Source organism: Variovorax sp. 3319, from assembly GCF_031456585.1.
Lineage (GTDB): Bacteria > Pseudomonadota > Gammaproteobacteria > Burkholderiales > Burkholderiaceae_C > Variovorax > Variovorax paradoxus_P.
In genome coordinates this window covers 242,504-267,267 of sequence record NZ_JAVDUZ010000006.1, presented here as the reverse complement: position 1 = coordinate 267,267, position 24,764 = coordinate 242,504, and the positions used below count along the sequence as shown (strand labels likewise).

At 65.5% G+C, this 24,764-nt stretch carries 25 protein-coding genes; 12 read left to right on the top strand and 13 right to left on the bottom strand.

Going from position 1 to position 24,764, the window contains the following annotated elements; all coding sequences use genetic code 11:
- Positions 1 to 13: 13 nt before the first annotated feature.
- Positions 14 to 559, bottom strand: a complete 546-nt coding sequence (locus tag J2X67_RS14600; protein WP_309954006.1) for a TlpA disulfide reductase family protein — start codon at positions 557 to 559, stop codon at positions 14 to 16.
- A complete protein-coding gene (locus tag J2X67_RS14595; protein ID WP_309954005.1) occupies positions 560 to 1,159 on the bottom strand; it encodes a hypothetical protein in 600 nt (199 codons plus the stop codon).
- 101 nt (positions 1,160 to 1,260) lie between these two features.
- Here J2X67_RS14595 and mpl point away from each other — a divergent pair, with 101 nt between their 5' ends.
- Together mpl and J2X67_RS14585 are read left to right on the top strand one after the other, a co-directional pair.
- Entirely contained in the window at positions 1,261 to 2,658 is a 1,398-nt protein-coding gene (gene mpl / locus J2X67_RS14590; protein WP_309954004.1) for a UDP-N-acetylmuramate:L-alanyl-gamma-D-glutamyl-meso-diaminopimelate ligase, read from the top strand.
- Positions 2,655 to 3,164, top strand: a complete 510-nt coding sequence (locus J2X67_RS14585; protein ID WP_309954003.1) for a cupin domain-containing protein — start codon at positions 2,655 to 2,657, stop codon at positions 3,162 to 3,164. The genes mpl and J2X67_RS14585 overlap by 4 nt, the downstream gene beginning before the upstream one ends.
- A gap of 16 nt (positions 3,165 to 3,180) precedes the next feature.
- Here J2X67_RS14585 and J2X67_RS14580 read toward each other — a convergent pair whose 3' ends face one another.
- The 4 genes from J2X67_RS14580 to J2X67_RS14565 form a co-directional block, all read right to left on the bottom strand.
- Positions 3,181 to 4,299: a 3-deoxy-7-phosphoheptulonate synthase gene (locus J2X67_RS14580; protein WP_309954002.1), complete on the bottom strand. Its 1,119-nt coding sequence runs from the start codon at positions 4,297 to 4,299 to the stop codon at positions 3,181 to 3,183.
- A gap of 227 nt (positions 4,300 to 4,526) precedes the next feature.
- A complete protein-coding gene (locus tag J2X67_RS14575) occupies positions 4,527 to 5,069 on the bottom strand; it encodes a hypothetical protein (RefSeq protein ID WP_309954001.1) in 543 nt (180 codons plus the stop codon).
- A 47-nt stretch (positions 5,070 to 5,116) separates the two neighbouring features.
- Positions 5,117 to 6,577 (bottom strand): metalloprotease TldD, encoded by a 1,461-nt coding sequence (gene tldD / locus J2X67_RS14570; RefSeq protein WP_309954000.1) that lies wholly within the window; start codon positions 6,575 to 6,577, stop codon positions 5,117 to 5,119.
- A complete protein-coding gene (locus tag J2X67_RS14565; RefSeq protein WP_309954092.1) occupies positions 6,574 to 7,515 on the bottom strand; it encodes a LysR family transcriptional regulator in 942 nt (313 codons plus the stop codon). The genes tldD and J2X67_RS14565 overlap by 4 nt, the downstream gene beginning before the upstream one ends.
- Positions 7,516 to 7,662: 147 nt before the next feature.
- Between J2X67_RS14565 and J2X67_RS14560 the strand changes: the two genes are divergently transcribed.
- Complete coding sequence (locus J2X67_RS14560; protein ID WP_309953999.1) at positions 7,663 to 8,664, top strand: tripartite tricarboxylate transporter substrate binding protein; 1,002 nt, start codon at positions 7,663 to 7,665, stop codon at positions 8,662 to 8,664.
- Positions 8,665 to 8,674: 10 nt separating this feature from the next.
- The gene (locus J2X67_RS14555; protein ID WP_309953998.1) at positions 8,675 to 9,856 is read left to right on the top strand and encodes a M20 aminoacylase family protein; all 1,182 of its coding nucleotides are present in this window, start codon (positions 8,675 to 8,677) and stop codon (positions 9,854 to 9,856) included.
- A 2-nt stretch (positions 9,857 to 9,858) separates the two neighbouring features.
- On the opposite strand, the gene rodA is transcribed toward J2X67_RS14555, so the two are convergent.
- From rodA to J2X67_RS14540, 3 genes are read right to left on the bottom strand one after another with little or no spacing between them, the layout of a single operon-like run.
- Positions 9,859 to 11,016 (bottom strand): rod shape-determining protein RodA, encoded by a 1,158-nt coding sequence (gene rodA / locus J2X67_RS14550; protein ID WP_309953997.1) that lies wholly within the window; start codon positions 11,014 to 11,016, stop codon positions 9,859 to 9,861.
- Positions 11,017 to 11,048: 32 nt separating this feature from the next.
- A complete protein-coding gene (locus J2X67_RS14545; protein WP_309953996.1) occupies positions 11,049 to 12,884 on the bottom strand; it encodes a histidine kinase in 1,836 nt (611 codons plus the stop codon).
- A 17-nt stretch (positions 12,885 to 12,901) separates the two neighbouring features.
- Positions 12,902 to 13,639, bottom strand: coding sequence for a response regulator transcription factor (locus J2X67_RS14540; protein WP_309953995.1), 738 nt, complete (start codon positions 13,637 to 13,639; stop codon positions 12,902 to 12,904).
- Positions 13,640 to 13,996: 357 nt separating this feature from the next.
- On the opposite strand from J2X67_RS14540, the gene J2X67_RS14535 reads away from it, so the two are divergent.
- The 5 genes from J2X67_RS14535 to J2X67_RS14515 are packed head-to-tail and all read left to right on the top strand — an operon-like array spanning position 13,997 to position 19,238.
- Entirely contained in the window at positions 13,997 to 14,590 is a 594-nt protein-coding gene (locus tag J2X67_RS14535) for a YqiA/YcfP family alpha/beta fold hydrolase (protein ID WP_309953994.1), read from the top strand.
- 51 nt (positions 14,591 to 14,641) lie between these two features.
- Complete coding sequence (locus J2X67_RS14530) at positions 14,642 to 16,699, top strand: RNB domain-containing ribonuclease (RefSeq protein ID WP_309953993.1); 2,058 nt, start codon at positions 14,642 to 14,644, stop codon at positions 16,697 to 16,699.
- Between the two features lie 52 nt (positions 16,700 to 16,751).
- Entirely contained in the window at positions 16,752 to 17,603 is an 852-nt protein-coding gene (locus J2X67_RS14525; protein ID WP_309953992.1) for a TonB C-terminal domain-containing protein, read from the top strand.
- Between the two features lie 34 nt (positions 17,604 to 17,637).
- Positions 17,638 to 18,498 (top strand): shikimate dehydrogenase, encoded by an 861-nt coding sequence (gene aroE / locus J2X67_RS14520; protein WP_309953991.1) that lies wholly within the window; start codon positions 17,638 to 17,640, stop codon positions 18,496 to 18,498.
- Positions 18,495 to 19,238: a transglycosylase domain-containing protein gene (locus tag J2X67_RS14515; RefSeq protein ID WP_309953990.1), complete on the top strand. Its 744-nt coding sequence runs from the start codon at positions 18,495 to 18,497 to the stop codon at positions 19,236 to 19,238. The genes aroE and J2X67_RS14515 overlap by 4 nt, the downstream gene beginning before the upstream one ends.
- Here J2X67_RS14515 and J2X67_RS14510 read toward each other — a convergent pair.
- Positions 19,183 to 19,620, bottom strand: coding sequence for a DUF2809 domain-containing protein (locus J2X67_RS14510; protein ID WP_309954091.1), 438 nt, complete (start codon positions 19,618 to 19,620; stop codon positions 19,183 to 19,185). The genes J2X67_RS14515 and J2X67_RS14510 overlap by 56 nt on opposite strands.
- A 7-nt stretch (positions 19,621 to 19,627) precedes the next feature.
- Between J2X67_RS14510 and J2X67_RS14505 the strand changes: the two genes are divergently transcribed.
- Genes J2X67_RS14505 through ruvC form a run of 3 tightly spaced genes read left to right on the top strand, consistent with a single transcriptional unit; the run spans position 19,628 to position 22,092 of the window.
- Positions 19,628 to 20,536: a 1-acyl-sn-glycerol-3-phosphate acyltransferase gene (locus tag J2X67_RS14505; RefSeq protein ID WP_309954090.1), complete on the top strand. Its 909-nt coding sequence runs from the start codon at positions 19,628 to 19,630 to the stop codon at positions 20,534 to 20,536.
- 13 nt (positions 20,537 to 20,549) lie between these two features.
- Positions 20,550 to 21,539: a phosphatidate cytidylyltransferase gene (locus tag J2X67_RS14500; protein ID WP_309953989.1), complete on the top strand. Its 990-nt coding sequence runs from the start codon at positions 20,550 to 20,552 to the stop codon at positions 21,537 to 21,539.
- Positions 21,540 to 21,543: 4 nt separating this feature from the next.
- Positions 21,544 to 22,092 carry a crossover junction endodeoxyribonuclease RuvC gene (gene ruvC / locus J2X67_RS14495; protein WP_126747934.1) on the top strand — a complete coding sequence of 183 codons (549 nt, stop codon included), beginning with the start codon at positions 21,544 to 21,546 and terminating at the stop codon, positions 22,090 to 22,092.
- Between the two features lie 27 nt (positions 22,093 to 22,119).
- Here ruvC and J2X67_RS14490 read toward each other — a convergent pair whose 3' ends face one another.
- From J2X67_RS14490 to ftsZ, 3 genes are all read right to left on the bottom strand, one after another.
- Positions 22,120 to 22,296, bottom strand: a complete 177-nt coding sequence (locus J2X67_RS14490) for a hypothetical protein (RefSeq protein ID WP_281147930.1) — start codon at positions 22,294 to 22,296, stop codon at positions 22,120 to 22,122.
- Between the two features lie 33 nt (positions 22,297 to 22,329).
- A complete protein-coding gene (gene lpxC, locus J2X67_RS14485; RefSeq protein ID WP_281147929.1) occupies positions 22,330 to 23,253 on the bottom strand; it encodes a UDP-3-O-acyl-N-acetylglucosamine deacetylase in 924 nt (307 codons plus the stop codon).
- A gap of 203 nt (positions 23,254 to 23,456) precedes the next feature.
- Positions 23,457 to 24,674, bottom strand: coding sequence for a cell division protein FtsZ (gene ftsZ / locus J2X67_RS14480; RefSeq protein ID WP_309953988.1), 1,218 nt, complete (start codon positions 24,672 to 24,674; stop codon positions 23,457 to 23,459).
- Between the last annotated feature and the right edge of the window lie 90 nt (positions 24,675 to 24,764).

Here is a 24,764-nt window from a genome sequence, read left to right as displayed (position 1 = left end):
GGTGTATCTGATTCTAACCGTGAACGAGTTCACGTCGCCAACCGTCCAGGTCGGCGGGCTCGAGCTTGCCCATTTTACGAGCGGCGACGGTGCCGGCGCCGGTGAGAACCAGCGTAAACGGCAGTCCCCCAGCAGTATTGCCAAGGCTTTTTACCAGTTCGGTGCCCTGCAAACCGGCCAATCCGACCGGGTAGCTGACCGGGGTTTTTTGCAGAAACTTGCGCACGGCGCTCGGTTGATCGATAGCCAAGCCTACAACTTGCCAGCTGTTGGCACCATTTTCGCGAAAGAAACGATCGATCATCGGCATTTCTTCCACGCAGGGCGGACACCATGTTGCCCAGAAATTCAACAGCAACGGTTTGCCGTGCAGTTTCGAAAACTCCAGTTCGCCGCCCTCGGGTCGGTCGAAACGTTGTGCCCAGAAGGCTGCGTCGAGCGCTTCGCCCTTGCTACCGCTCCCGCGCTCACGCCACCAAGCGCCGCCCAAGCCCGCCGCAGCGGCGGCAACCGCCACGCCGCCATACATGAGGCGGCGCCGTGTGGGCGATGAAGTCATTCACTTGTCCTTTTCTCTTTCAATCAGCCGGCGCAGCGCGGCCAGGTCGCCACGCGGCGTTCGCCCTTGGGCATCGGGGCGCAGCGCCCCCCGCAGGTCGTCCAGGTCATACACCAGCAGGTGCACGCCAATTTCTTCGCCGAGCGCGCGGCTTGGTGCGTGCACGCTCAGGGCTTCGACCTGCTCGCCATGAAACCCGGTGACCATTCGCGGCTCATAGTCCACGTGATGGTCGATAAGGGCAATTTCGGCCGACTTGGAATCATCGCAGAACAATTGAATATAAATGTCTGACAGGCGTGTGGCCGTGCCATGCCACACGGCGCCCCCGATGTGCGGCCGGAAAGCCGACATACGCTCCATCCATTCGAGCGCGAGCAGCCGCAAGGCATGCAGTTCCTGCGGTTGAGTGTCGGCGCAAAAAAGTGCGATGTAGTCGCGCACTTCGGCTTCGACCTCGTCGTTGTTCGGAAGCGCCGTGCGCGACGAAAGCCCAAGGTCGCGCACCGCCCGGCGCTTGGCCGGGCCGTACTCCAGACCCTCCTCGACGACGAGGCGGGCTGCGGTGGCGGCGATCTCACGCTTGGTGGTCGTGTCCATCGGAACATTTTGCCCGCACAACGCCGCCCTCACACGAAACATCAGTACAAAGGACAAGGCTGCGACCCGGCCCTGGCAGGCGGCCTCCCTAGAATCGGCCGATGCACATTCATATTCTTGGTATCTGCGGCACGTTCATGGGCGGATTGGCCGCCCTGGCGCGCGAAGCGGGCCACCGGGTCACCGGCTGCGATGCCGGCGTGTACCCCCCGATGAGCGACCAGCTCCGCTCGCTCGGCATCGACTTGATCGAGGGCTTCGGCGCCGACCAGTTGGCACTCTCGCCCGACATGTTCGTGGTCGGCAATGTGGTTTCGAGGGCCCGGCTGCCCGACGGCAGCCCCAAGTTTCCGCTGATGGAAGCCATCCTCGATGCCGGCAAGCCCTACACCAGCGGCCCGCAGTGGTTGGCCGAGCATGTGCTGCTGGGCCGCCACGTGCTTGCCGTGGCCGGAACGCACGGAAAGACCACCACCACGTCGATGCTGGCCTGGGTGCTGGAGCAAGGCGGCAAGGCGCCGGGCTTTCTGGTGGGCGGCGTTCCGCTGGACTTCGGCGTGTCTGCGCGGCTTGGCGACGGACCCGCGTTCGTCATCGAGGCGGACGAATACGACACCGCTTTTTTCGACAAGCGCAGCAAGTTCGTGCACTACCGCCCGCGCACGGCAATTCTCAACAACCTCGAATTCGACCACGCAGACATATTCGACGACCTTGCCGCCATCGAGCGCCAGTTCCATCACCTCGTCCGCACGGTGCCTGGCACCGGCCGACTGGTGGTCAACGCCACCGAAGAGAGCTTGCAGCGCGTGCTGAGCCAGGGCTGCTGGAGCGGGCTCGCGCGCTTTGGCGAAGGCGGGGAATGGCAGGCGCGCGGCACGCACGACGCTTTCGATGTGCTGCGCAACGGCGAACCGGTGGGCCGCGTGGAATGGGCCTTGTCGGGCCTGCACAACCAGATGAATGCGCTGGCTGCCATTGCCGCGGCCGAGCATGTGGGCGTAGCGCCAGCCGATGCGGCCAAGGCGCTCGGCAGCTTTCGCAACGTGCGCCGGCGCATGGAATTGCGCGGCACCGTCGAACGCGAGGGCGGTTCGATCACGGTCTACGACGACTTCGCCCATCACCCGACTGCCATTCGCACCACGCTCGATGGCCTGCGCAAGAAACTCGACGATGCCGGCAAGCAAGGCGAGCGCATCCTCGCGGCATTCGAGCCGCGCAGCAACACGATGAAGCTCGGCGTCATGGCGGCGCAATTGCCCTGGAGCCTGGAAGCGGCCGACCTGTCCTTCTGTCATACCGCCGGGCTCGACTGGGACGCCGGCGCTGCCTTGGCCCCGATGGGCGACCGCGCGCGGGTGGCCAGTGCCGTCGAACCGCTGGTCGCGCAGATCGTTGCCGCGGCGCAGCCCGGCGATCACATCGTCTGCATGAGCAACGGAGGCTTCGGCGGCGTACACGACAAGCTGCTTGCAGCGCTCCGCGCCGTGCCATGACTGCCATGCGCGCCCGCGAACTGATCGAGAGCCTGAAGCTGCAGCCCCACCCCGAGGGCGGCTGGTACAGCGAAGTGTTCCGTTCGGCAGCCAGCGTGATTCCCACAGACGGCCGCGCGCCGCGCAGCGCGCTCACCAGCATCTACTTTCTGCTGGAGGCCGGCCAGCATTCGCGCTGGCACCGGGTGCTCTCGGACGAAGTGTGGGTGCATCTTGAGGGCGTGCCCCTGGCGCTGTGGACTTGCGATGCCGCGATGCGCACCGCGCCGGCCCACGTGCGGTTGGGCCCGGTCGATGCGCACGGCACGCGGCCGCAGCACGTGGTACCGGCCGGCCAGTGGCAAGCTGCACGGCCGATCCAGGGCCACACCAGCGGCGACTTCACGCTGGTCGCGTGCATGGTGGGGCCGGGTTTCGACTTTGCCGACTTTTCGATGGTGCCCCCGGGCAGCGATGAAGCCGCCACCATGCGGCACCATTGGCCCGAGTTGGCCGGGATGCTCTAGCCCCGCCGGCCGTTTTTCAACCGCGGCGCTGCTTTACCGCCTGCGAAAGCACGTCGAGCACCTGCACCGAATCGTCCCAGCCCAGGCAGGCGTCAGTAATGCTCTTGCCGTATTCGAGGCCAGCGATCTGGTCCTTGCCCGGCGTGAACTTCTGGGCGCCGGCTTGCAGATGGCTCTCGACCATCACGCCGAACACGCGGTTCGATCCACCGGCGATCTGATGGGCAATGTCCTTTGCCACGTCGATCTGCTTCTGGTGCTGCTTGGAGCTGTTGGCGTGGCTGCAGTCGACCATCAGCGTGGACGGCAGCTTGGCGGCCTCGAGGTCCTTGCAAGCGGCCTCTACGCTCGCAGCGTCGTAGTTGGGCGCCTTGCCGCCGCGCAGGATGACGTGGCAGTCGCGATTGCCGTTGGTCTGCACGATGGCGACCTGGCCGTTCTTGTGCACCGAGAGAAAGTGGTGGCCGCGTGCCGCCGCCTGGATGGCGTCGGTGGCGATGCGGATGTTGCCGTCTGTGCCGTTCTTGAAGCCGATGGGCGCAGAGAGGCCCGAAGCAAGTTCACGGTGCACCTGACTTTCGGTGGTGCGCGCACCGATGGCGCCCCAGGCGATCAGGTCGCCGATGTATTGCGGCGAAATCACGTCGAGAAACTCGCTGCCCGCCGGCAGGCCGAGCCGGTTGATGTCGATGAGCAACTGGCGCGCAATGCGCAGGCCCTCGTCGATGCGGTAGCTTTCATCCAGGTACGGGTCGTTGATGAGCCCCTTCCAGCCCACGGTGGTGCGCGGCTTCTCGAAATACACGCGCATTACGATCTCCAGCGTGCCGGCGTACTTTTCGCGCTCCACCTTCAGGCGGCGGGCGTATTCGAGCGCGGCAGCCGGGTCGTGAATCGAGCACGGTCCCATGATCACCAGCAGCCGGTCATCCTTGCCCGCCATGATGTTGTGGATGTTGCGGCGGGTGCCCTCGATCAGCGTTTCGACCGGCGTGCCTCGAATCGGAAAGAAGCGGATCAGATGTTCGGGAGGGGGCAGCACGTTGATGTCCTTGATGCGTTCGTCGTCGGTCTTGCTGGTTTTTTCGACGCTCGCATACCAGCTGTCGCTGGCGGGGGCAGTGTTCGTGCTCATGGTGCTTTTCCTTGTTGGAGTGAAATCGTCAGGGCATAAAAAAACCGCCGGGGGCTCTGGGCCACCGGCGGTTCTGGGAGGGTGTTCGTTTGCTTTACGCGCTCGCCTCTCGTCCGCCGGAAACCGGGAACCAAAAGTAGGCGAAGAAATAAGCGCGGAGGGCGGACATGTGCGCGAAATGTAGCACGGAAAACAAAAAGCCGGGCAAAAAGCCCGGCTCCGAATACTCAGCGGTAGCCCGATTCGTTGGGGTTGTGGATGATCCAGATCAGGTTGCCGCCCGAGTAGTCACCCATGCCGCCGCCCGCGAAAACCAGCCGGCCCTGGCCCTTGTACGTCATCTCGTAGCGATGGCGGTCGCTGCCGAAATAAAACGGAATGAAGGCCTTGCCGGTGACGTAGGCGCCTTGGTCCGTAGGCTGGCCGGCGAGGTCGGTCACCTGCTTGGCGCTCATGCCGATCTGCAGGCGCGAGAACTTGCTGTTGCGCGCGGGAACGCCGGTGATTTCGCCTTCGTAGCCATTCAGGCCCTTCACGGTACGGCCACTGCCGGCTTCGACCTTGGACGAATCGATGACGTTGCCCTTGGCGTCCATGCCGGCCTTGACGCCGCCGCGCGCCGGGGCAGCGGGTGCGCTGGCGGCGGGTGCCGACGCCGACGGCTGGCTGCTATCGCCCGAACCGCCGCGCGAAGCGCAACCTGCGGTTGCGAGCACCACTGCGGCAGTTGCGGCCAAGACAGCCACGGACGAATTGATCCTGATCCTCATCGATTGCTCCTCTTTTTGAAAAATAAGGAGCGGAGCTTAGCAAGCTCTCAGGCCGTGCCGCCTACGGTCAAACCATCGATGCGCAGGGTGGGCTGGCCCACGCCGACGGGTACGCTCTGGCCTTCCTTGCCGCAGGTGCCCACACCCGAATCGAGCGCCATGTCGTTACCGATCATGGTCACGCGGGTGAGCGCGTCAGGGCCGTTGCCCACGATGGTCGCGCCTTTCACGGGATATTGGATCTTGCCGTTCTCGACCCAGAAGGCCTCGCTCGCCGAGAACACGAACTTGCCACTGGTGATGTCGACCTGGCCGCCGCCGAAGTTGGTGGCGTACAGGCCCTTCTTGATGCTGGCCACGATTTCCTTCGGGTCCTTGTCGCCGCCGAGCATGTAGGTGTTGGTCATGCGCGGCATGGGCACGTGGGCGTAGCTTTCGCGCCGGCCGTTGCCCGTGGGCTTGACCTTCATGAGCCGTGCGTTGAGCGAATCCTGGATATAGCCTTTGAGAATGCCGTCTTCGATGAGCACGTTGCGCTGGCTCGCATTGCCCTCGTCGTCCACATTGAGCGAGCCGCGGCGGTCGGCAATGGTGCCGTCGTCCAGCACCGTCACGCCCTTGGCTGCCACACGCTGGCCGATGCGGCCCGAAAACGCGCTCGAGCCCTTGCGGTTGAAGTCGCCTTCCAGCCCGTGGCCGATGGCTTCGTGCAGCAGGATGCCGGGCCAGCCGGAGCCGAGCACCACGGTCATTTCACCGGCAGGCGCCGGACGGGCGTCGAGGTTGGTCAGCGCAGCCTTCACGGCTTGGTCCACGTATTCGGCAATCTGCTCGTCGGTGAAGTAGGCCAGGCCGAAACGCCCGCCCCCGCCGCCGGAGCCGACTTCGCGCCGGCCGTTCTGCTCGGCAATCACGGTCACCGACAGGCGCACCAGCGGGCGCACGTCGGCCGCAAGGGTGCCGTCGGCGCGCGCCACCAGCACCACGTCGTACTCGCTCGCCAGGCCCGCCATCACCTGGGCCACGCGCGGGTCGCGCGAACGAGCGAGCTTTTCGACCCGTTCGAGCAGCTTGACCTTGGCCGTGCTGTCGAGCGTGGAGATGGGATCGACGCCGCTATAGAGCGAGCGGCTCGAAGCAATCTTGCGGGCCGGCGTCTTTACGCGGCCGGTGCGGCCGGCGGAGGAAATGGAGCGGACCGTGCGAGCCGCGTCGAGCAGCGATGCCTCGGAAATATCGTCCGAATAGGCGAATGCGGTTTTCTCGCCGCTGACCGCGCGCACGCCGACGCCCTGGTCGATGCTGAAGCTGCCGGTCTTGACGATGCCCTCTTCGAGGCTCCAGCCTTCGCTGCGCGTGTACTGGAAGTACAGGTCGGCGTCGTCGACCTTGTGGGCGGTGATCTCGGCCAAGGCCTTGCTCAGGTGCGATTCGTCAAGGCCGAAGGGCGTGAGAAGGAGTTGTTGCGCCGTGGCAAGGCGCTCGATGGTAGGTTCGCGAGAGATCATTGACGGATTATTGCTCGCGCCCGGCTTCTGCGCTTCAGCGGGGGCGGGCCCGCTTCATCGCGCAGGAACTCGTCGGCCAGCTCGCGAAGGATGGCCAGTGCCGGCGCCTCGGTGCGGCGGGCGAGGGTTACAACCGCAAAGCGCGCCACGCGCGCCAGCGCCGGACGCACGTCGAGCTCCTGCAGATCGGGCGCCGCGGCACGAATGGCCAGCAGCACCGTGTCGCTGCTGCGCGCAACCTCGACCAGGCTCGGCACCTCTTCGCATTGCAGCGTGACGCATGCCGAGGGATGCGCCTGCGGCCCATGGGCCTCGACCAGGGCTGCCGCTACCTGATCGCTGAGCGGCGTAGAGGCAATGGGATAGCTCTGCACGTCTGCAAAAAGAACGTCTCCGCGCTTGCGTGCGAGCGGGTGGCCGGGCCGGCACATGAACACGCCGCGCATCTCGCGTACGGTGTCCAGCTTCAGGTCGGGCGCCGGCTTGAGCGAGAGTGCATCCACCACCAGCGCGTCCAGCGTGCGGGCACGCAGCGCCTGGAGGAGCATGTCGGTGTGTCCACGGGCCACAACCGTGCGGACCTTCGGGTGGCGCTCGGCCATGCGCATCAGCAAGGGCGTCATCAGCATGGCACCGGGGCCCGAACCCATGCCGACGCGCAGTTCGCCGCCCTCGGCATGACCGACGAGTCGGCCACTGCCGTGCAGGTCTTCCGCGTCGAGCACCAGTTGGCGCGCACGCTCGAGCGCCTGCTTGCCGAATGGCGTGAGTTCATTGCGGCGCCCCACCCTGTCGAACAGGGGCAGACCCAGTTCGTCTTCCAGCGCACGAATGCTGCGGCTGAGCGCCGGCTGCGTCAGGTGCATGGCCTGCGCCGAAGCACTGAAAGAGCCGGTGGCGGCCAGCGAGATCAGATGCCGAAGCTGCACCAGGGTCATGGGCATGGATGAACAAACGAATGAGTTGAACTCATGCTAATGCAAAGAACAATGCATTGGACGAGGGGTTTTCGCGCCCCTAGGATGAATTGGCGCGCCCTTCTGCTGCGCCCACCGGATCGCCCTCAACCCACGAAAGCGACACACATGACGACGACGAAGTCCTTCTTCCGCAGGCGCGACCTGCTCGCTTGCGGCCTGCTGGCGGCCACCGGCGCTGCGGCACTCGCGCAGCAGCAGCCCTATCCGGCCAAGCCCATCAACCTCATGGTTCCTTATCCCGCAGGCGGGCCTTCCGATGCCACGGCGCGCATCTTCACGGTACCGCTGGGCCGCGAACTCGGGCAGCAGGTGATCGTGGAGAACCTGGGCGGCGTGAGCGGCGCACTTGCCGCGCAGAAGGTGCTTTCCGCGCCGGCGGATGGCTACTACGTCTTCCAGGGATCGCCCAACGAAGTCATCCTGTCGCCGCTCGCGAATGCGGCCGTGAAGCTCAAGGCCGAGGACTTTCGGCTGGTAGCTCCGGTGGCCGAGGCGGTAATGGTGTTCGTGGCCCGCAAAGACCTGCCCGCCAACAGCGTCGACGAGCTCATTGCACTGGCCCGCAAGTCGTCCGCCGAGCCGCTGAGCTACGGCAGCGTGGGCATCGGCTCGCTCTACCACCTGCTGCTCGAAAAGGTACAGCTGCAGACCGGCATCAAGCTCAACCATGCACCCTACAAGGGCAACGCGCCGCTGCTGCAGGACATCGGCGGGGGCCAGGTCGACTTTGCGGTGCTGGTCTACAGCGCGGCGATGGGAGCGCTGGCCGAGCAAGGCCGGCTCAAGGTGATCGGCCAGCTGGGCGCACGCCGCTCCGAACTCCTGAAGAACGTGCCCGCAATGAGCGAGAGCAAGGAACTCAAGGACTTCGACTACAAGACCTGGAGCGGCTTCCTGGTGCCCAGAAAGACGCCGGAGGACGTCGTGCAGCGCCTGCACAAGGCAATTGGCGCCACACTGGTCGATGCGGGCGTGCGCTCGCAGCTTGCGGCACAGACGCAGTTGGCCTCGGCTCCCACCTCGCTGGCCGAAGCCCAGAAATTCTTCGAAAGCGAAACCGCGCGCTACCGCGACATCGCAAAGTCCATCCACCTGCAACCCCAATAGGCGCCTCGGCATGAACAACCTGATTGAAGACCTGCAGCACCACGCCGAAGAATTCATCGGCATTCGCCGCGACATTCACCGCCACCCGGAACTGGCTTTCGGCGAACACCGCACCGCCGCGCTCGTCGCCGAGAAGCTGCGGGCCTGGGGCTACGAGGTGGCACAGGGGTTGGGCGGCACCGGCGTGGTGGGCCGCCTGGTCCGCGGCGACGGAGCGCGGCGCCTGGGCATTCGGGCCGACATGGATGCATTGCCCATCGACGAGGCCACCGGCCTGCCCTACGCCAGCTGCAATCACGGCGTGATGCATGCCTGCGGCCACGACGGCCACACCGCAATGCTGCTGGCCGCAGCGCACCACCTGGCCACACGCGGGCGTTTCTCCGGCACGCTCAACCTGATCTTCCAGCCTGCCGAAGAAGGCGGCGGCGGCGCGCTTCGCATGATGGAAGATGGCCTGTTCGACAGGTATCCGTGCGACGCCATCTTTGCCATGCACAACATGCCGGGTCTCCCGCAAGGCCGGTTTTCGCTGCGCGAGGGTGCCGCCATGGCTTCATCCGACTACGCCACCGTGGTGATCGAAGGCGTGGGAGGGCACGGCGCCATGCCGCACCGCACCGCCGACCCGGTGGTGGCGGCGGCCAGCATCGTCATGGCGCTGCAAAGCGTGGTCTCCCGCAACATCGACCCGCTCCAGATGGGCGTGGTCACGGTGGGCGCCATCCACGCGGGCAAGGCCAACAACGTGATTCCGGCCAGCGCGACGCTGGAGATCAGCATGCGCGCGCTCGACCGCGAGGTGCGCGCGCTGCTCGAAAGTCGCGTAAAGGCCGTCATTGCCGCGCAGGCCGAGAGCTTCGGCTGCAAGGCCGTGATCGACTGGCGCAAGGGCTATGCGGTGCTGGTCAACACGCCGGCCGAAACGGATTTCGCGCGGCAGGTCGCGGTGGAACTGGTGGGAGCCGAATGCGTGACGCCGCAAGGCCCGCCGCTGACCGGCAGCGAGGACTTCGCCTTCATGCTCGAGCAGGTGCCGGGCAGCTACCTGCTGATAGGCAATGGCGACGGGGACAGTGCCGGGGCCTGCATGGTCCATAACCCTGGCTACGACTTCAACGACGACAACGTTGCGCTCGGAGCCGCGTATTGGGTGCTGCTGGCCGAGCGCTTCCTGGCCGACGCAGGCTGAAGCTAGTTCGACTGGGACAGCTTCCTGGCCCGGGCGATCGACATCAAGATGCCCAGCCCCAGGCCCAGCGTCACCATGGCGGTACCGCCGTAGCTGATGAACGGCAGCGGCACGCCCACCACGGGCAGGATGCCGCTCACCATCCCCATGTTGACGAAGGCATAGGTGAAGAAAATCATCGTCACCGCCCCGGCCAGGAGCCGTGAGAACAGCGTGGTGGCGTTGGTCGCAATGGCCAGTCCGCGAAAGATCAACAGGATGAAAGCCGCAATCAGCGCAAGGTTGCCCACGAGGCCGAATTCCTCGGAATACGCGGCAAAGATGAAGTCGGTGGTGCGTTCGGGAATGAATTCGAGATGCGTCTGGGTGCCCTGCATGAACCCCTTGCCGCCCACGCCGCCCGAACCGATGGCGATCATCCCCTGGATGATGTGGAACCCCTTGCCCAGCGGGTCCTTGCTGGGGTCGAGCAGCGTGCAAACGCGCTGCTTCTGGTAGTCGTGCAGCACCCGCCAATCGACGCCGTCGGCACACAGCTGCGACTCGAAGCCCACGATCAGCGTGATGGCGACGGCGCCAAGCACCACTGGCGGCACGATGAGCTTCCACGGCAGGCCGGCAAAAAAGATCACTGCCAGGCCCGCGGCAAGCACCAGAAGCGAGGTGCCCAGGTCGGGCTGCTTCATGATGAGCCCGACCGGAATAGCCAGCAACACCGTCGCCACCACGAAGTCGAGCGGCCTGAGTTGCCCTTCCCGGCGCTGGAACCACCAGGCCAGCATCAGCGGCATTGCAATCTTGAGGATTTCGCTGGGCTGGATGACCACGCCGACATTGATCCAGCGGGTCGCCCCTTTTTTCGTGATTCCGAACAGGGCGACGGCAACCAGCAGCGACACCCCCGCCACATAGAGCGGCACTGCGAACATCATCAGCCGCTGCGGCGGCACCTGGGCCACCACGAACATGATGAAGCCGGCCAGCAGCATGTTGCGGCCATGGTCTGCAAAGCGCGAACCATGGTCGTAACCCGACGAATACATTGTCAGCAACCCGGCAAACGCCAGCAGCAGCACGGCAAAGGCCAGAAAGCCGTCGAAGCCCTGGAAGATGGGCGCGACGCGGCGCGCCAGGGAGGGCTGATTGAACACGGCGGACATGGGGCTGGATTATCCGCGCCCCGGAACACCCGTCAGTCGAATTCGAGTTGAACGACCGTGCGCCCCGCTCGGCTTTCGACCGCAAGCCGCGCGCCGACAGCGCCGGCCCGTTCCGCCAGCGCCCGGGGCACCCGCGCTGCGTCGAAGCCCCGTCCGTCATCAATCACGCGCAACTGCACCGCCCCGGCCACCGGCTGCGCCTCGATGCGGAGCGTTTTTGCCTGGGCATGCTGCAGCACGTTCGAAATGGCCTCGAAGAGCAGGAACTGCAGTTGCCGCATGCCCTGGGCATCGAGCCCCTTTACCGTCGGCACCTCTTCCACGCCCCACTCCAGCCTGATGCCCGCAGCCGCCAGGCGCGGCTCCAGCCGATAGCGCAGCGCCGCCAGCAGCGCGCCGACATCGCCCGGCGGGAGGTGAATGGAGTCGATCGAAAGCTTGAGCTGGTCGAGCGAGTCCTGCAGGGTACGCAGCAGCTCTTCCGAACTGGTCTGGCCCGACTGCAACTGCCGGATGGCCGAACTGATGCGCGAACCCACGCCGTCGTGCATGTCGCGCAGGATGCGTTCGCGCTCATGGGTGCGGGCCTGGTCGCGCGCTACCTGTTCCAGCGCCGCAAAGGTCGATGCGAGTTCGCGTTCGCGCTGCGCCACCCGCTCGGCCAAAGCCGCGACCGAACCACGCGCCTCGATGCTTGCGGCGTGAAAGCGCCTGAGCACGATCAGCAGCAGCGCAATGCCGAAGAAAACCGACGAATAGCGCACCCAGGTCGTCTCCCCGTAGGAGTCGCTCAGGCGAATGACCAGCCAGTCGCGCACGCCGAAGCCCAGCGTTACCAGCGCAGCAGCCGCCACCAGCAGGCGCTCCATGCTCGGCCGCCTGACTGTCGCCACCACAAAGGCACAGACGAACAGCGTGATGAACACGATTTCCCCCGCGAGCCAGCCGGTGAGCCAAAACGGCTCTTCACGGAACAGCGCCAACGAGCTGGCGCCGATGGTTCCGGCCACCACAGCCGCCATGGGCCAGCGCAGCCAGCGCAACCGGGGCCGGCCGGCCCAACCCGCAAGGTGATAGCAGAACATCATGGCGGACGCCATCCAGCCCGCGTAGGAGGCCGCCATGAGCACGCCCCAGGCCGGCCAGGGGAGCGGCGGTTCGGCAATCACGCTGTCGGCCACCCGCAGGGCCCAGCAGAATTCGGCAAGGGCCGCCCAGAAATAGATGCTTTCGCGTCGATGCCGCCCAACGGCTTCGACATCGACCTGCGTAACCCACAGCGCCAGTGCGATGCCTCCCACGATGAGACTGAAGGCGGTCAAAAGCACCGAGCCCGTAAAACGCCAGGCATAGGCATTCTCGAAAAGATCGGTACGCACGGGCGTGGCAGGCCCGATGGTCACGCGCGAAAGACCGGCCCGCCGGGCGCCGTCGGCGCGAATACGAATCTGAAGATGGTTGTCGCCGGCTTTCAGCAGATGCCCGGGAACCGGCACGTAGATGGGCGCCTTGGCGTAGTCCGGGCCGTTGGCGCGACCGAGATCGCCATAGACCTGCAGCAGCGCGTCGTTGAGAGACACCTCCAGCACGCTGCCCGCGCGGGGAATGAAGATGCCCCACGGCGTCTCGGGCGCAGCGCCAAGCGTAAAAGGCAAGTCGAAGCTCGCGGAGCCCGGGCGCCCCTGCTGCTTGCGATCCCAGTGGTACGAAAGCTCGACCGGTGCCGTCTGCGTCGCGCCGTCGACTGTGACCGTTGCGGTGCCGCTGCGCAGTTCGATGGGCTCTTCCGCCGCTGCGGCGCCGGCCGGCGCCACCAAGATCAATGCCAGCCAAAGCGCGAGCAGCGCCCTCCACGGCTTAGCGAACATTCGCCCCGCCACACGGTTCACCCGGGATGGGAAAGCAGGCCGAGCCGCGTGGCCTCGAACACCGCCTCGCTCTTGGAATGCACCGCCAGCTTGCCGTAGAGATTCTTGATGTGGGTCTGCACTGTATGCACGCTCAATCCCTTGAGCCGGGCAATTTCCGCATAGGAAAAGCCGCGCGCGATCAGCGTGAGCACTTCGTGTTCGCGAGCGGAGAGCAGGCTGGGCGCAGCGTTGTCGGCGGCCGCCTGGGGCGCTGCCGCGGCGGGCGTGCCCGCCAGTTGCAGGCTGCGGTACTTGGCAAGCACCCGCCGCGCAATCATGGGTGAGATCGGCGAGGCACCGGCCTTCATCTCGACGATGGTCTGCGCAATATCCTCGGGCGCCGCGTCTTTGTGGATGTAGCCGACGGCGCCAGCCTCGATGCTGGAAAGCACGTTTTCCTCGTCTCCGAAGACGGAAATCACCAGCGGCTCGCAGCCCGGAAAGCGCGCAACAGCCTCGCGGATCACATCCAGCCCGCTTCCGTCGGGCATGCCAAGGTCGACCAGCAGCACGTCGGGAATTGTTGCCGTTTGCGCAAGCCACGCCAACGCCTCTTGCACAGTACCGGCGCTACCCAGCCAGAAGAGGCTCGGGCTGCGCTGCACGCTGGCCTCGAAGAAGGCACGCGCGCGGCTGTCGTCCTCGACCACGAGGACGCCCCAGCGGCGCGCAGTTCCGGCATCAAGAGCCTCGATATTCATGGGCTTTAGCATAAGCCGCCACGCGCATTCAAAAGGCCGCGGCACCTCCCATCTTCATGGGATGCAGCCGCCGCCGTGGGCCGCGAAACTTCGCCGCCTTGCAAAAATGCAACACGACCCGATCGACTTGGCCGTTTTTGGCGCGCCAGCTGAGTACTTTCGGGTTCCGAGGCAAGGCCAGAGCCACTCGGATGCAGAAAATTCCGCGCCCCGGAGACCCCAGTGGTAAACAATCACATTCCCGCACGAAGCCTGCGTGCGGGAAGAGCCCTTCCCGGTAGCCGCGCCACGCACACGGACCTCATGCAAAATTACCCGGCTCCTTCCATGGAGTTGCGTCGAACGCAACACTTTCAGTCTCCGCCTCGCATGGATCCGAAAACCACTCACCTGTTGTATCTGCATGGTTTCCGCTCCTCGCCCCGCTCGACCAAGGCGCGGCTGATGGCGCGCCGCGTGGCGAAGGAGCATCCCGAGCTGCAGTGGTGGTGCCCGCAATTGCCGCCCTCCCCGCGCGAGGCGATCGACATGGTGATGAAAGGCATTGCAGACTGGCCCCGCAAGTCGATGGCCGTTGTCGGTTCGTCGCTCGGCGGCTTCTACGCCACCTACGTTGCGGGAATGACGCGTTGCCGCACCGTGCTGCTCAACCCTGCCGTGCACCCCGCGCGCGACCTGGCTCTCTACATCGGCGACCAGACCACCTGGCACGACCCTGCCGAGCATTTTTATTTCCGGCCGGAGTACATCCAGGAGCTTCGCACCATGGAGGTAGGCGCCCTCACCCGGCCCGAGCGCGTGCTGGCCATCATCGCCAAGGGCGACGAGGCGCTCGACTGGCACGAAATGTCCGCACGCTACCCGGACAGCAATATCAAGCTGCTCGAAGGGGGCGACCACGCGCTGTCCGATTTCGAACAGAACCATCTGGACGACATCATCGAGTTCATCAACCCGGTCTGAGTCCCTCCGGCGCCGGGCGGCGAGCCGGGTCCAGCGTGGGACAATCGGCTCATGTTTGTATTGTTTGAAGAAGCCGGCAAGTACCTCGGCGGCCGCGTGCTGTCGGAGGCCGAAGCATCGGCGCAGGTCGAGCTCGACACCGGCAAGCGCGTCAAGGTCAAGGGCGCCAACATCGTCCTGCGTTTCGAGAAACCGGCCCCGGCCGAGCTGATTGCCGAAGCCCGTGCAATCGCGGCCACGATGGACCTCGACCTGGCGTGGGAATTCGCGGCCGAGGGCGAATTCGGCTTTGCCGAACTGGCCGCCGACTATTTCAGCGACAAGCCCACGCTCGCGCAGCAGGCCGCCGCGCTTTTTGCGTTGTTCGAGGCGCCGCACTACTTTCGCCGCGCAGGCAAAGGGCGCTTCAAGAAAGCGCCGGCCGAGATCGTGCAGCAGGCGCTGGCCGCCATCGAGAAGAAGAAAGTCGTGCAGGCGCAAATCGTCGAGTGGGCTGGCCAGCTGGCCGAGGGCATTTGCCCGCAACCCATTCGCGAGCAGCTCTACAAGATCCTGTTCAAGCCCGACAAGAACGCGCCCGAATACAAGGCCGTGGTCGACGCCGCCCGCGCCACGCAGCGCCCTCCGCTCGAACTGCTGGAGCGCGCCGGCGCGATCGACTCGCCCTACCAGTTTCACTGGCGCCGCTTTCTTTTCGAGAATTTCCCCAAGGGCACGGGTTTTCCGGCGCTCGCCGCACCGGCCATCGCGGACGATCTGCCGCTGGCCACCGGCGTCGAGGCCTTCTCGATCGACGACTCGCAAACCACCGAAATCGACGACGCGCTTTCGGTGCAGGGCCTCGGCAGCGGCACAGTCACGGTCGGCATCCATATTGCGGCGCCAGGCCTCGCACTGACGCCCGGCAGCCCCATCGACCAGGTGGCGCGCTCACGCATGTCCACGGTCTACATGCCGGGCCACAAGATCACCATGCTGCCTGACGAGGTGGTCAGCGCCTACACCCTGCTCGAGGGCGGCGACCGACCGGCGGTGTCGCTCTACGCGCGCTTCGACGAAGCCACGCTGGAGTTGCAATCGACCGAGACCAAGCTGGAGCGCGTGCCCATCGTTGCCAACCTGCGGCACGACCAGCTCGACAGCATCGTCACCCAGCCCTGGCTCGAAGACGCTTCTTTCACGAACGGGAACACGCCGGAGGCTGCTGCAAAGCTGCGTGCTCCGCTCTCTTTCCTGTTCCGGCTCGCAAAGCAGCTGAAGGCCCAGCGTGAAGTGGTGCGCGGCAAGCCCGAGAACTTCAACCGCCCCGACTACAACTTTCGCCTCGTCGGCAACGACGGCGAGCCGGATGGCAGCGAGCAGGTGCAGATCACCACGCGCCAGCGCGGTGCGCCGCTCGACCTCATCGTGTCCGAGGCAATGATCCTGGCCAACAGCAGCTGGGGCGGCTGGCTCGGCGAGCTCGGCGTGCCCGGGCTCTACCGCAGCCAGGCAAGCCTGGCACCCGGCATCAAGGTGCGCATGGGCACACGGGCGCTGCCGCATGCGGGCCTGGGCGTGAAGAGCTATGCCTGGAGCACCTCGCCGCTGCGCCGCTACACCGACCTGGTGAACCAGTGGCAGATCATCGCGGCCGCGCGCCACGGCAAGACTGCCGCGCTGGCCGCGCCCTTCAAGCCGAAGGACGCCGACCTGTTCTCTATTCTCTCGGGCTTCGACGCCGCCTACGCGACCTACAACGCCTACCAGGGCGGCATGGAACGCTTCTGGACGCTCAAGTACCTGGAGCAGCAAGGCATTACCGAGCTCGAAGCCACCGTCATCAAGGACATCCAGAACGGCGCGCTGGTGCGTGCAGACACGCTGCCGCTGGTGTTTCCGGTGGCGGGCCAGCAGGAGCGCGGTGCGCGCCTTCGCGTAAAGCTCGGCGAGATCGACGAAATTGCGCTCGATGTGCACGGCACGGTGCTCGAGCGCCTCGACGCACCCAAGGCGGACGCCGCGGCCGACGAGGAAAGCGGCGACGAGGAAGAAGAAGTGGCCGGTCCCATTGCCATTGCGGTCGACCTCACCGATAGCGAGCCGGCGCCGGAGAACACGCCGGCGTAAGCGCGGCGCGAAACATACAAAAAACATTAATGAGCCGCGAGGAGCGTCGTCAATGAACTTCAGGGATCTGAGCACGCTGCAGATCGCACTCGGTGTGTCGGTCATCGCGCACGCCGCACTTCTGACGGTGCGTTTCGTCGATCCCGAATCGTTCAACCGGGTCTTCAGCGACACGCCGCTCGAGGTGATCCTGGTCAACAGCAAGACCAACGACAAGCCCGACGCCACGGCCCGCGTCATGGCGCAAACCTCGCTGGCCGGCGGCGGCGACCTCGAACGGGGCCGTGCCACCAGCCCGCTGCCGCCTTCGAGCTTTACCGCCGTGGGCGACTCCATGGAAGAAGCACAGCGCCAGGTCGAGGCGATGCAGGCGCAGCAGATGCAATTGCTCGCACAGCTCAAGCGCGACCTTGCCGCCATGCCCGCACCCGATCCGCGCGTTTCGGGCGATCCGAAAGAGGCCGTGGCGCGCGAGGAAAAGCGGCGCCAGATGGTCGAGCTTCTGGCCGAAATCGAGCGCCGCGTGAACGAAGAAAACGCGCGCCCCAAAAAGCGCTACCTGAGCCCTTCCACGCGTGAGGCAGCCTATGCCATCTACGTGGACACGCTGCGCCGCCGCATTGAAGTGCGGGGTACCGAGAACTTTCCCACGGCGGCCGGCAAGAAGCTCTACGGCGAGCTCAAGATGACGATCACCATCAACCACGACGGCAAGATCCTCGATACGGTGGTCGACGAAAGCTCGGGCGACACCACGCTCGACCGGCGCGCCAAGGCCATCGTGCACAGCATCGGCAACTTCGGCAAATTCACCGACGCCATGCGCAAGCAGACCGACCAGATCGTGCTGCAGTCGCGCTTCAAGTTCACGCGCGACGAAACCATCGAGCTCTCTTCTCAATAGCAACCCAATAGCAACAACCGCGAATCACGGCGCCATGGACCTGTACTGCGTAATGGGCAACCCCGTCGAGCACAGCCGCTCGCCCCGCATCCATGCCCGATTTGCCGAGCTCTGCGGCCAGCAGCAGATGGAATACACCCGCCGGCTCGTGCCCATCGGTGCCTTTGCCGAAGGCGTAGCCAGCTTCCGGCGGGAAGCTGCCGAGCAGGGCCACGTAGCGCGCGGCTGCAATGTCACTGTGCCGTTCAAGTTCGATGCCGCCGCCCTTGCGCAGCACACCAGCGAGCGCGCCCAGCTTGCCCAGGCGGTGAACATGCTGCACTTCGAATCGGACGGCAGCATTCACGCCGACAACACCGACGGCATCGGCCTGGTCAACGACATCGTGCGCAATGCCGCGGTTCCGTTGGCGGGCAGCGAACTGTTGCTCATCGGCGCAGGGGGGGCTGCCGCGGGCGTGCTGGGGCCGCTGCTCGATGCCGGCGCCTCGCGCATCGTGGTGGCCAACCGAACCGTTGGCAAGGCCATGGCCCTGGTGCAGCGCCATGCGGCACTGGCCTTGCGCCACGGCGCCGCGCTCGAGGCCTGGGCGCTCGACGAGGTGCCCGGCAATTTCGACGTTGTGATCAACGCCACGGCCTCCAGCCTTGCAGGCGATGCGGTGCCGGTGCGCGCACAGGTGCTTCGCCCCGGCGCGCTCGCGGTCGACCTGATGTACGGGCCCGCCGCCGCCGGCTTCATTGCGTGGGCCGAAGCGCACGGCGCCGCAGGGCGCGACGGACTCGGCATGCTGGTCGAGCAAGCGGCGGAAGCCTTTGAGGCGTGGCGCGGCGTGCGCCCACCTGCAGCACAGGTGCTGGCTGAACTGCGCGCTTCACTCGCCGCCGGCCAATGAAGGCGCTGTTGCGGTTGATCGGCTGCCTGCTGGTGGCGGGCGTGGCGCTCGAATTCTTCTTCGTGGCTCGCATTGCGGCCATGGCCGTGATCGACCCGCAGAGCACCGCGTTCCAGCGCTCCGAAGCCTGGCAGATTGCGATTCACCAGGGCAGCAAGGGCGCATGGCGCCAGGAATGGGTGCCCTACGCGCAGATCAGCGACAACCTCAAGCGTGCAGTCATCGCCAGCGAGGATGCCGACTTCATCGACCACAACGGCGTGGAGTGGGAAGCCATCGAGCGCGCCCGGCAACGCAATGCCAAGGCTGAAGAGCTCGCGGCCCGGCGCGCGGCGCGTGCCATTGCGCGCGGCAAGCCGGCGCGGCCGGTGCAACTGCGCGGTGGCTCCACCATCACGCAGCAGCTTGCAAAGAACCTGCTGCTCTCCGGCGAGCGCACGCTGCTGCGCAAGGGCCAGGAACTGGTGCTTGCCATGACGCTCGAGGTGCTGCTCGACAAGCGGCGGATCCTGGAGATCTATCTGAACAACGTCGAATGGGGCGAAGGCGTGTTCGGTGCCGAGGCCGCAGCCCAGTACTACTTCAAAAAGCCCGCATCGCGCCTGAGCGCCGGTGAAGCCGCCCGCCTGGCGGTGATGCTTCCGAGCCCCAAGTTCTTCGAGCGCCGGCTGGGCTCGTCCTATCTCAACGGGCGGGCTTCGACCATCGTGGCGCGGATGCCCGCGGCCGAGTTGCCCTGACGGCACCACGCAGCGCTTCGATGGCCAGCACGGCCGCAAAGCCGATCAGGTAGGCCACTACGTCCCACCAGTCGGCCGTGCTGCCGAGCACGATGCGCAGCGCGCGATTCGGAATGTGCAGGTGCCAGGCCGATGCCAGTAACTGCCCCAGTTCGACCGCCAGGCCCACGCCCAATGCGGCCAGCGCCAAGGGAAGAACGCGCGCGGCAATGAAAGTCTTGAAAACGACGTACACCCATGCCACGGCCAGCACGTCGCCGAAGAAACTCCGCAGCCAGCCCCAACGCGCGCCGACGGTGGCCAGTAGCACGAGAACAAAGAACAGGGCCACCGCCCACACCAGAGAAAGAGGATCGAAACGCCATCGCATGACCCGTATCATCGCGCCCATGCTGGCAAAGCTCACAGGTTGGTTGTTGTTGGGAATCGTCCGGTTGCTCACGGGTGCCCAGGCACGCTGGTATGGTTGCCCGCCCAAGGCCGAGCAGCGCATCTATTTCGCAAATCACCAGAGCCACGCCGATCTCGTGATGATCTGGGCCGCCCTGCCCGAAGAGCTGCGCAGCATCACGCGGCCCATTGCGGCGCGCGACTACTGGGCCAATACGCCGTTCAAGCGCTGGATCACGACCGAGGTTTTCAATGCGGTGTATGTGGAACGCGCCGCCACGGCGCCCGCTTCAGCGGTGCCACCAGCGCCCCGGGCAGAACCTGACATGCCACCCGCACCGGCACGCGATGCCGTCGCGCCGCCAGCCGAGCGCATCGAGCCTTCCATGGAACCGCTGTTGCCAATGACCCCACCGGCACCGACCATGGTCGATGTCACCCCCGAAGCATTCGACGAAGTGCAGGGGCGGCTCGATCTTCCCGCGCCCCCGCCTCCTGCGCCACCGATCACACCCCCTGTCGAACCGCCGGCCGCAGCAACGGAAGCTGCCCCTTCCGAACCGGCCGCGGCCGTAGCCCCCGCTCCCGATCCGCTCACCCCCTTGGTCGAAGCGCTGCGCAGCGGCGACTCGATCATCATCTTTCCGGAGGGCACGCGCGGCCACACGGGCGAGCCGCAAAAGTTCAAGTCCGGCCTCTACACGCTTGCCACGATGTTTCCCGAAGTGGTGCTGGTGCCCGCATGGATCGACAACGTGCAGCGCGTGATGCCCAAGGGCGAGATCGTGCCGGTGCCGATCTTGTGCTCGGTCACGTTCGGTGCGCCGATCCGCGTGGAAGAAGGCGAAGAGCGCCGCCCTTTCCTGGATCGCGCGCGTGCCGCGGTGATCGCCTTGCGCGACGTCTGAGCGGAACCTTGCGATGAACCAGTTCCTGCGCAGCCTCACCCCGACTCAGCAAGTCGCGACCCTGTTCCTCATCGTCTTCGGCCTGCTCGTGATTGCGAGCACAACGGCGCTCTTCCTGAGCTTCAGGGAGCGCCGCAACCCCGTGCACGACGCCGCATGGCAAGCCGAGCTTGCACACTACCGCAAGCTGCTGGGCACCACCTGGTTCATGGTGATCGTGTTCTGGGTCGGCTGGGCGCTCGGCGAAACAGTGGCCACCGTGCTGTTCGCGCTCATCGCGTTCTTCGCGCTTCGCGAGTTCATTACGCTCTCGCCCACGCGCCGCGGCGACCACCGCAGCCTGATCCTGGCCTTCTTCGTGGTGCTGCCGATCCAGTTCTGGCTTGTAGGCACCGCGCGCTTCGACCTGTTCACCGTGTTCATTCCGGTCTACGTGTTCCTTGCCATTCCGGTGGCAAGCGCGCTGGCCAACGACCCAAGCCATTTTCTGGAGCGCAATGCCAAGCTCCAGTGGGGCATCATGGTGTGCGTCTACGGCATGAGCCACGTGCCCGCGCTGCTTCTGCTGAGCTTTCCGGGCTACGAGGGCAAAAGCGCCTTTCTCGTCTTCTTCCTGGTGTTCGTGGTGCAGACCTCGGTGCTGGTGCAGCACGTTATTTCGCGCCGCACCCATCGCAAGCCCTTCGCGCCCAACGTGAGCCGCAGCTTCAACTGGACCAGCTGGGGCATCGGCATCGTGGTGGCCAGCCTGGTGGGCGCGCTGTTCTCGTTCATCACGCCCTTCAAGTTCGGCCAGGCACTTGCGGTGTCGTTCATTGCCTGCATCGCGGGCTCCATGGGCCACCTGGTGATGAAGGCGCTCAAGCGCGACCGCGGCATTCCCAACTGGGGCAAGAAGGGCGTGGGTGTAACCGGCGCCAATGGCCTGCTCGACCGTGTCGACGCGCTGTGCTTTGCAGCCCCCATCTTCTTCCATTCGATCCGCTGGTACTTCAACGTCTGACGACATGCGCATTCTCGGCATCGACCCCGGCCTTCTCACCACCGGCTTCGGCGTGGTGGACGCGGACGGCCACGCGCTGCGCTACGTGGCAAGCGGCACCATCAGCACGCGGCACCTAGGCAGCGGCAACCTGCCGGCCCGCCTCAAGGTGCTGTTTGACGGCATTGCCGAAATCGCAGAGCGCTACCAGCCCGATGCTTCGGCGGTCGAAATCATTTTTGTCAACGTCAATCCGCAGTCGACGCTCCTGCTGGGCCAGGCACGCGGCGCTTGCGTAACCTCTCTGGTCAACAGCAAGCTCACGGTAGCCGAATACACCGCGCTGCAGATGAAGAAAGCCGTCGCCGGCCATGGCCAGGCCGCCAAGGCGCAAGTGCAGGAAATGGTGAAGCGCCTGCTCGACCTGCCCGGCTTGCCCGGCGCAGACGCGGCCGACGCGCTCGGCATTGCCATCACCCATGCGCAGGTGGGCCGCTCGATGGCGCGGTTGGCCGAGGCGGCCGATCTGTCGAAAACGCATGCCGGCACTTACCGGCAAGGCCGCTCGAGGTAGTAGCGCCGTTTCAGGCCCAGCCTGCTGCTAGGCCACCCGTTCGGCGATCAGCACCGCAAAGAATCCGAAGGCCGCGAGCAGCGTCCACTTGAGCACGATCCAGCCGAAGCGCCGGTACCTGGCCTGCCCCGTTCCGGCATAGAACGCGAACGACACGCCCGCCACCAGCAACAGCAGCAGAATGGCCCAGCGGAAGACGAGCATTGCCTGGAGGTGAGAAGAAGAAAAAAGAACCCGCTACCAGGCCCGCGCCACTTCGCCGAAACCGCGCGGCGCGCGCTTTTCGTCTTCGAAGGTCACGACCTCGTAGGCGTCGCTGTTGGCCAGCAGTTCGCGCAGCAACTTGTTGTTGAGCGCATGGCCCGAGCGGAACGCGGTGTAAGCGGCCAGCAGCGGCTTGCCGATGATGTACAGGTCGCCCATGGCGTCGAGGATCTTGTGCTTTACGAACTCGTCGTCGTAGCGCAATCCGCCGGCATTGAGCACCTTGGTGTCGTCCATCACGATGGCGTTGTCCAAGCCGCCGCCAAGCGCCAGGCCCTTGCTGCGCATGTATTCGACCTCTTTGGTAAAGCCGAAGGTTCGGGCGCGCGCAATGTCGCGGCTGTAAGAGTCGGAACCCAGGTCGAACTCCACGCGCTGGCCGGTGGAATTGACCACGCGATGATCGAAGTCGATCTCGAAGCTCAGCTTGTAGCCGTGGTACGGCTCCAGGCTCGCCCATTTCTCGTTGGCGCCCTCGCCCTCGCGCACCTCGACCTTGCGGGTCACGCGAATGAAGCGGCGCGGTGCCTTCTGCAGTTCGATGCCTGCGCTTTGCAGCAAGAACACGAACGACGAGGCCGATCCGTCGAGGATCGGCACTTCGTCGGCCGTGATGTCGATGTAGAGGTTGTCGATGCCCAGGCCTGCACAGGCGGACATCAAATGCTCGACGGTCTGCACCTTGGCCCCGCCGGTCGAAACCGTGGAAGCCAGCCGCGTGTCGGTCACCGCTTCGGCGGTCATGCGAATGTCGACCGGCTCGGGCAGGTCGACGCGCCGGAACACGATGCCCGTGTCCGCAGGCGCCGGGCGCAGCGTGAGTTCTACGCGTTGTCCGCTGTGAAGCCCCACGCCTACGGCGCGGCTGATCGACTTGAGGGTTCTTTGTTGCAGCACACCTGCAATTTTAGGCGCGCGGCGGGCATGGCTGCCTATGCCCCTTGCTATGGCACCAATAGACATAGGTTCTATTTCAAGCGCCCACGATGGACGCAAAGGGCACGAAGCGAACGCAGCGCGTAGAGCCGGCGGAAGTCCCTTTCAGGTCTTCCCCGTGCCCCTTGCGAACCTTCGTGCCCTCTGCGTTCGGTGGCCCGGCCTCAGTCAGCTTGACGGCGCAGGAATGCGGGAATCTCGAAGTCGTCCATGCCGCCCGACGACAGTGCGTCCACCTTGGCAGCGGCCATCGTGCGGTTGGTACGCCACACGCTGGGAACCGCCATGCCGTCGTAGTTGGGCTGGCTCACGCCGTGGCCGCCATGGCCGCCATGGCCCGTGCCGAGCGTCGGCACGTTGAACGGGATGTTGTCGGTGCCGGTACGAATCACTTCGAGCGTGGGTGCCTGGCGGCGTGCGTCGGCGCGCGAAAGGCCGGTGGCCACCACGGTCACGCGCATCTGGTCGCCCAGGCTTTCGTCGTAGGCCGCGCCGTAGATCACGTGCGCATCGGGCGAGGCGTAGGCGCGGATGGTGTTCATCGCGAGCTTCGACTCGTTCAGCTTGAGCGAGCCCTTCGACGCGGTCACCAGCACCAGCACGCCCTTTGCGCCCGAGAGGTCGATGCCTTCGAGCAGCGGGCAAGCCACGGCCTGTTCGGCGGCGATGCGGGCGCGGTCGGGGCCGGCAGCGGCTGCGGTGCCCATCATGGCCTTGCCAGGCTCGCCCATCACGGTGCGCACGTCTTCGAAGTCGACGTTCACGCCGCCGTACTCGTTGATGATTTCCGAGATACCGCCCACGGCGTTCTTCAGCACGTCGTTGGCATGCGCGAAGGCTTCGTCCTGGGTGATGTCTTCGCCCAGCACGTCGAGCAGCTTCTCGTTGAGCACCACGATCAGCGAGTCGACATTCGCCTCGAGTTCGGCCAGGCCGGCGTCGGCGTTGGTCATGCGGCGCCCGCCTTCCCAGTCGAAGGGCTTGGTCACCACGCCCACGGTCAGAATGCCCATTTCCTTTGCCACGCGTGCAATCACGGGGGCGGCGCCGGTGCCGGTGCCACCGCCCATGCCGGCCGTGATGAACAGCATGTGCGCACCGTCGATGGCTGCGCGAATGTCGTCCACCGCAGCTTCGGCTGCGTCACGTCCCTTGTCGGGCTTGCTGCCAGCGCCCAGGCCGCTGGTGCCCAGTTGGATGATCTTGTGTGCGTTGCTGCGCTGGAGCGCTTGCGCGTCGGTGTTGGCGCAGACGAACTGAACGCCCTGCACGCCGCGCTCCATCATGTGGGCAACGGCATTGCCGCCGCCGCCGCCCACTCCGATCACCTTGATCTGAGTGCCTTGGTTGAATTCTTCGACTTCGATCATTTCGATGGTCATTTCTAACTCCTTGAATTTTGCAGTTGCCGTTGTGTATCTATGAATTTTTCTGGTGTCTTGACGAGTTCAACGTAGCCGTCGTCGCGGCGG

What these genes read in the sequence shown, in the direction of transcription:
- J2X67_RS14600 (WP_309954006.1), bottom strand. Translation starts at nt 559, where the DNA reads ATGACTTCATCGCCCACACGGCGCCGCCTCATGTATGGCGGCGTGGCG.
- J2X67_RS14595 (WP_309954005.1), bottom strand. Translation starts at nt 1,159, where the DNA reads ATGGACACGACCACCAAGCGTGAGATCGCCGCCACCGCAGCCCGCCTC.
- mpl (WP_309954004.1), top strand. Translation starts at nt 1,261, where the DNA reads ATGCACATTCATATTCTTGGTATCTGCGGCACGTTCATGGGCGGATTG.
- J2X67_RS14585 (WP_309954003.1), top strand. Translation starts at nt 2,655, where the DNA reads ATGACTGCCATGCGCGCCCGCGAACTGATCGAGAGCCTGAAGCTGCAG.
- J2X67_RS14580 (WP_309954002.1), bottom strand. Translation starts at nt 4,299, where the DNA reads ATGAGCACGAACACTGCCCCCGCCAGCGACAGCTGGTATGCGAGCGTC.
- J2X67_RS14575 (WP_309954001.1), bottom strand. Translation starts at nt 5,069, where the DNA reads ATGAGGATCAGGATCAATTCGTCCGTGGCTGTCTTGGCCGCAACTGCC.
- tldD (WP_309954000.1), bottom strand. Translation starts at nt 6,577, where the DNA reads ATGATCTCTCGCGAACCTACCATCGAGCGCCTTGCCACGGCGCAACAA.
- J2X67_RS14565 (WP_309954092.1), bottom strand. Translation starts at nt 7,515, where the DNA reads ATGACCCTGGTGCAGCTTCGGCATCTGATCTCGCTGGCCGCCACCGGC.
- J2X67_RS14560 (WP_309953999.1), top strand. Translation starts at nt 7,663, where the DNA reads ATGACGACGACGAAGTCCTTCTTCCGCAGGCGCGACCTGCTCGCTTGC.
- J2X67_RS14555 (WP_309953998.1), top strand. Translation starts at nt 8,675, where the DNA reads ATGAACAACCTGATTGAAGACCTGCAGCACCACGCCGAAGAATTCATC.
- rodA (WP_309953997.1), bottom strand. Translation starts at nt 11,016, where the DNA reads ATGTCCGCCGTGTTCAATCAGCCCTCCCTGGCGCGCCGCGTCGCGCCC.
- J2X67_RS14545 (WP_309953996.1), bottom strand. Translation starts at nt 12,884, where the DNA reads ATGTTCGCTAAGCCGTGGAGGGCGCTGCTCGCGCTTTGGCTGGCATTG.
- J2X67_RS14540 (WP_309953995.1), bottom strand. Translation starts at nt 13,639, where the DNA reads ATGCTAAAGCCCATGAATATCGAGGCTCTTGATGCCGGAACTGCGCGC.
- J2X67_RS14535 (WP_309953994.1), top strand. Translation starts at nt 13,997, where the DNA reads ATGGATCCGAAAACCACTCACCTGTTGTATCTGCATGGTTTCCGCTCC.
- J2X67_RS14530 (WP_309953993.1), top strand. Translation starts at nt 14,642, where the DNA reads ATGTTTGTATTGTTTGAAGAAGCCGGCAAGTACCTCGGCGGCCGCGTG.
- J2X67_RS14525 (WP_309953992.1), top strand. Translation starts at nt 16,752, where the DNA reads ATGAACTTCAGGGATCTGAGCACGCTGCAGATCGCACTCGGTGTGTCG.
- aroE (WP_309953991.1), top strand. Translation starts at nt 17,638, where the DNA reads ATGGACCTGTACTGCGTAATGGGCAACCCCGTCGAGCACAGCCGCTCG.
- J2X67_RS14515 (WP_309953990.1), top strand. Translation starts at nt 18,495, where the DNA reads ATGAAGGCGCTGTTGCGGTTGATCGGCTGCCTGCTGGTGGCGGGCGTG.
- J2X67_RS14510 (WP_309954091.1), bottom strand. Translation starts at nt 19,620, where the DNA reads ATGATACGGGTCATGCGATGGCGTTTCGATCCTCTTTCTCTGGTGTGG.
- J2X67_RS14505 (WP_309954090.1), top strand. Translation starts at nt 19,628, where the DNA reads ATGCTGGCAAAGCTCACAGGTTGGTTGTTGTTGGGAATCGTCCGGTTG.
- J2X67_RS14500 (WP_309953989.1), top strand. Translation starts at nt 20,550, where the DNA reads ATGAACCAGTTCCTGCGCAGCCTCACCCCGACTCAGCAAGTCGCGACC.
- ruvC (WP_126747934.1), top strand. Translation starts at nt 21,544, where the DNA reads ATGCGCATTCTCGGCATCGACCCCGGCCTTCTCACCACCGGCTTCGGC.
- J2X67_RS14490 (WP_281147930.1), bottom strand. Translation starts at nt 22,296, where the DNA reads ATGCTCGTCTTCCGCTGGGCCATTCTGCTGCTGTTGCTGGTGGCGGGC.
- ftsZ (WP_309953988.1), bottom strand. Translation starts at nt 24,674, where the DNA reads ATGACCATCGAAATGATCGAAGTCGAAGAATTCAACCAAGGCACTCAG.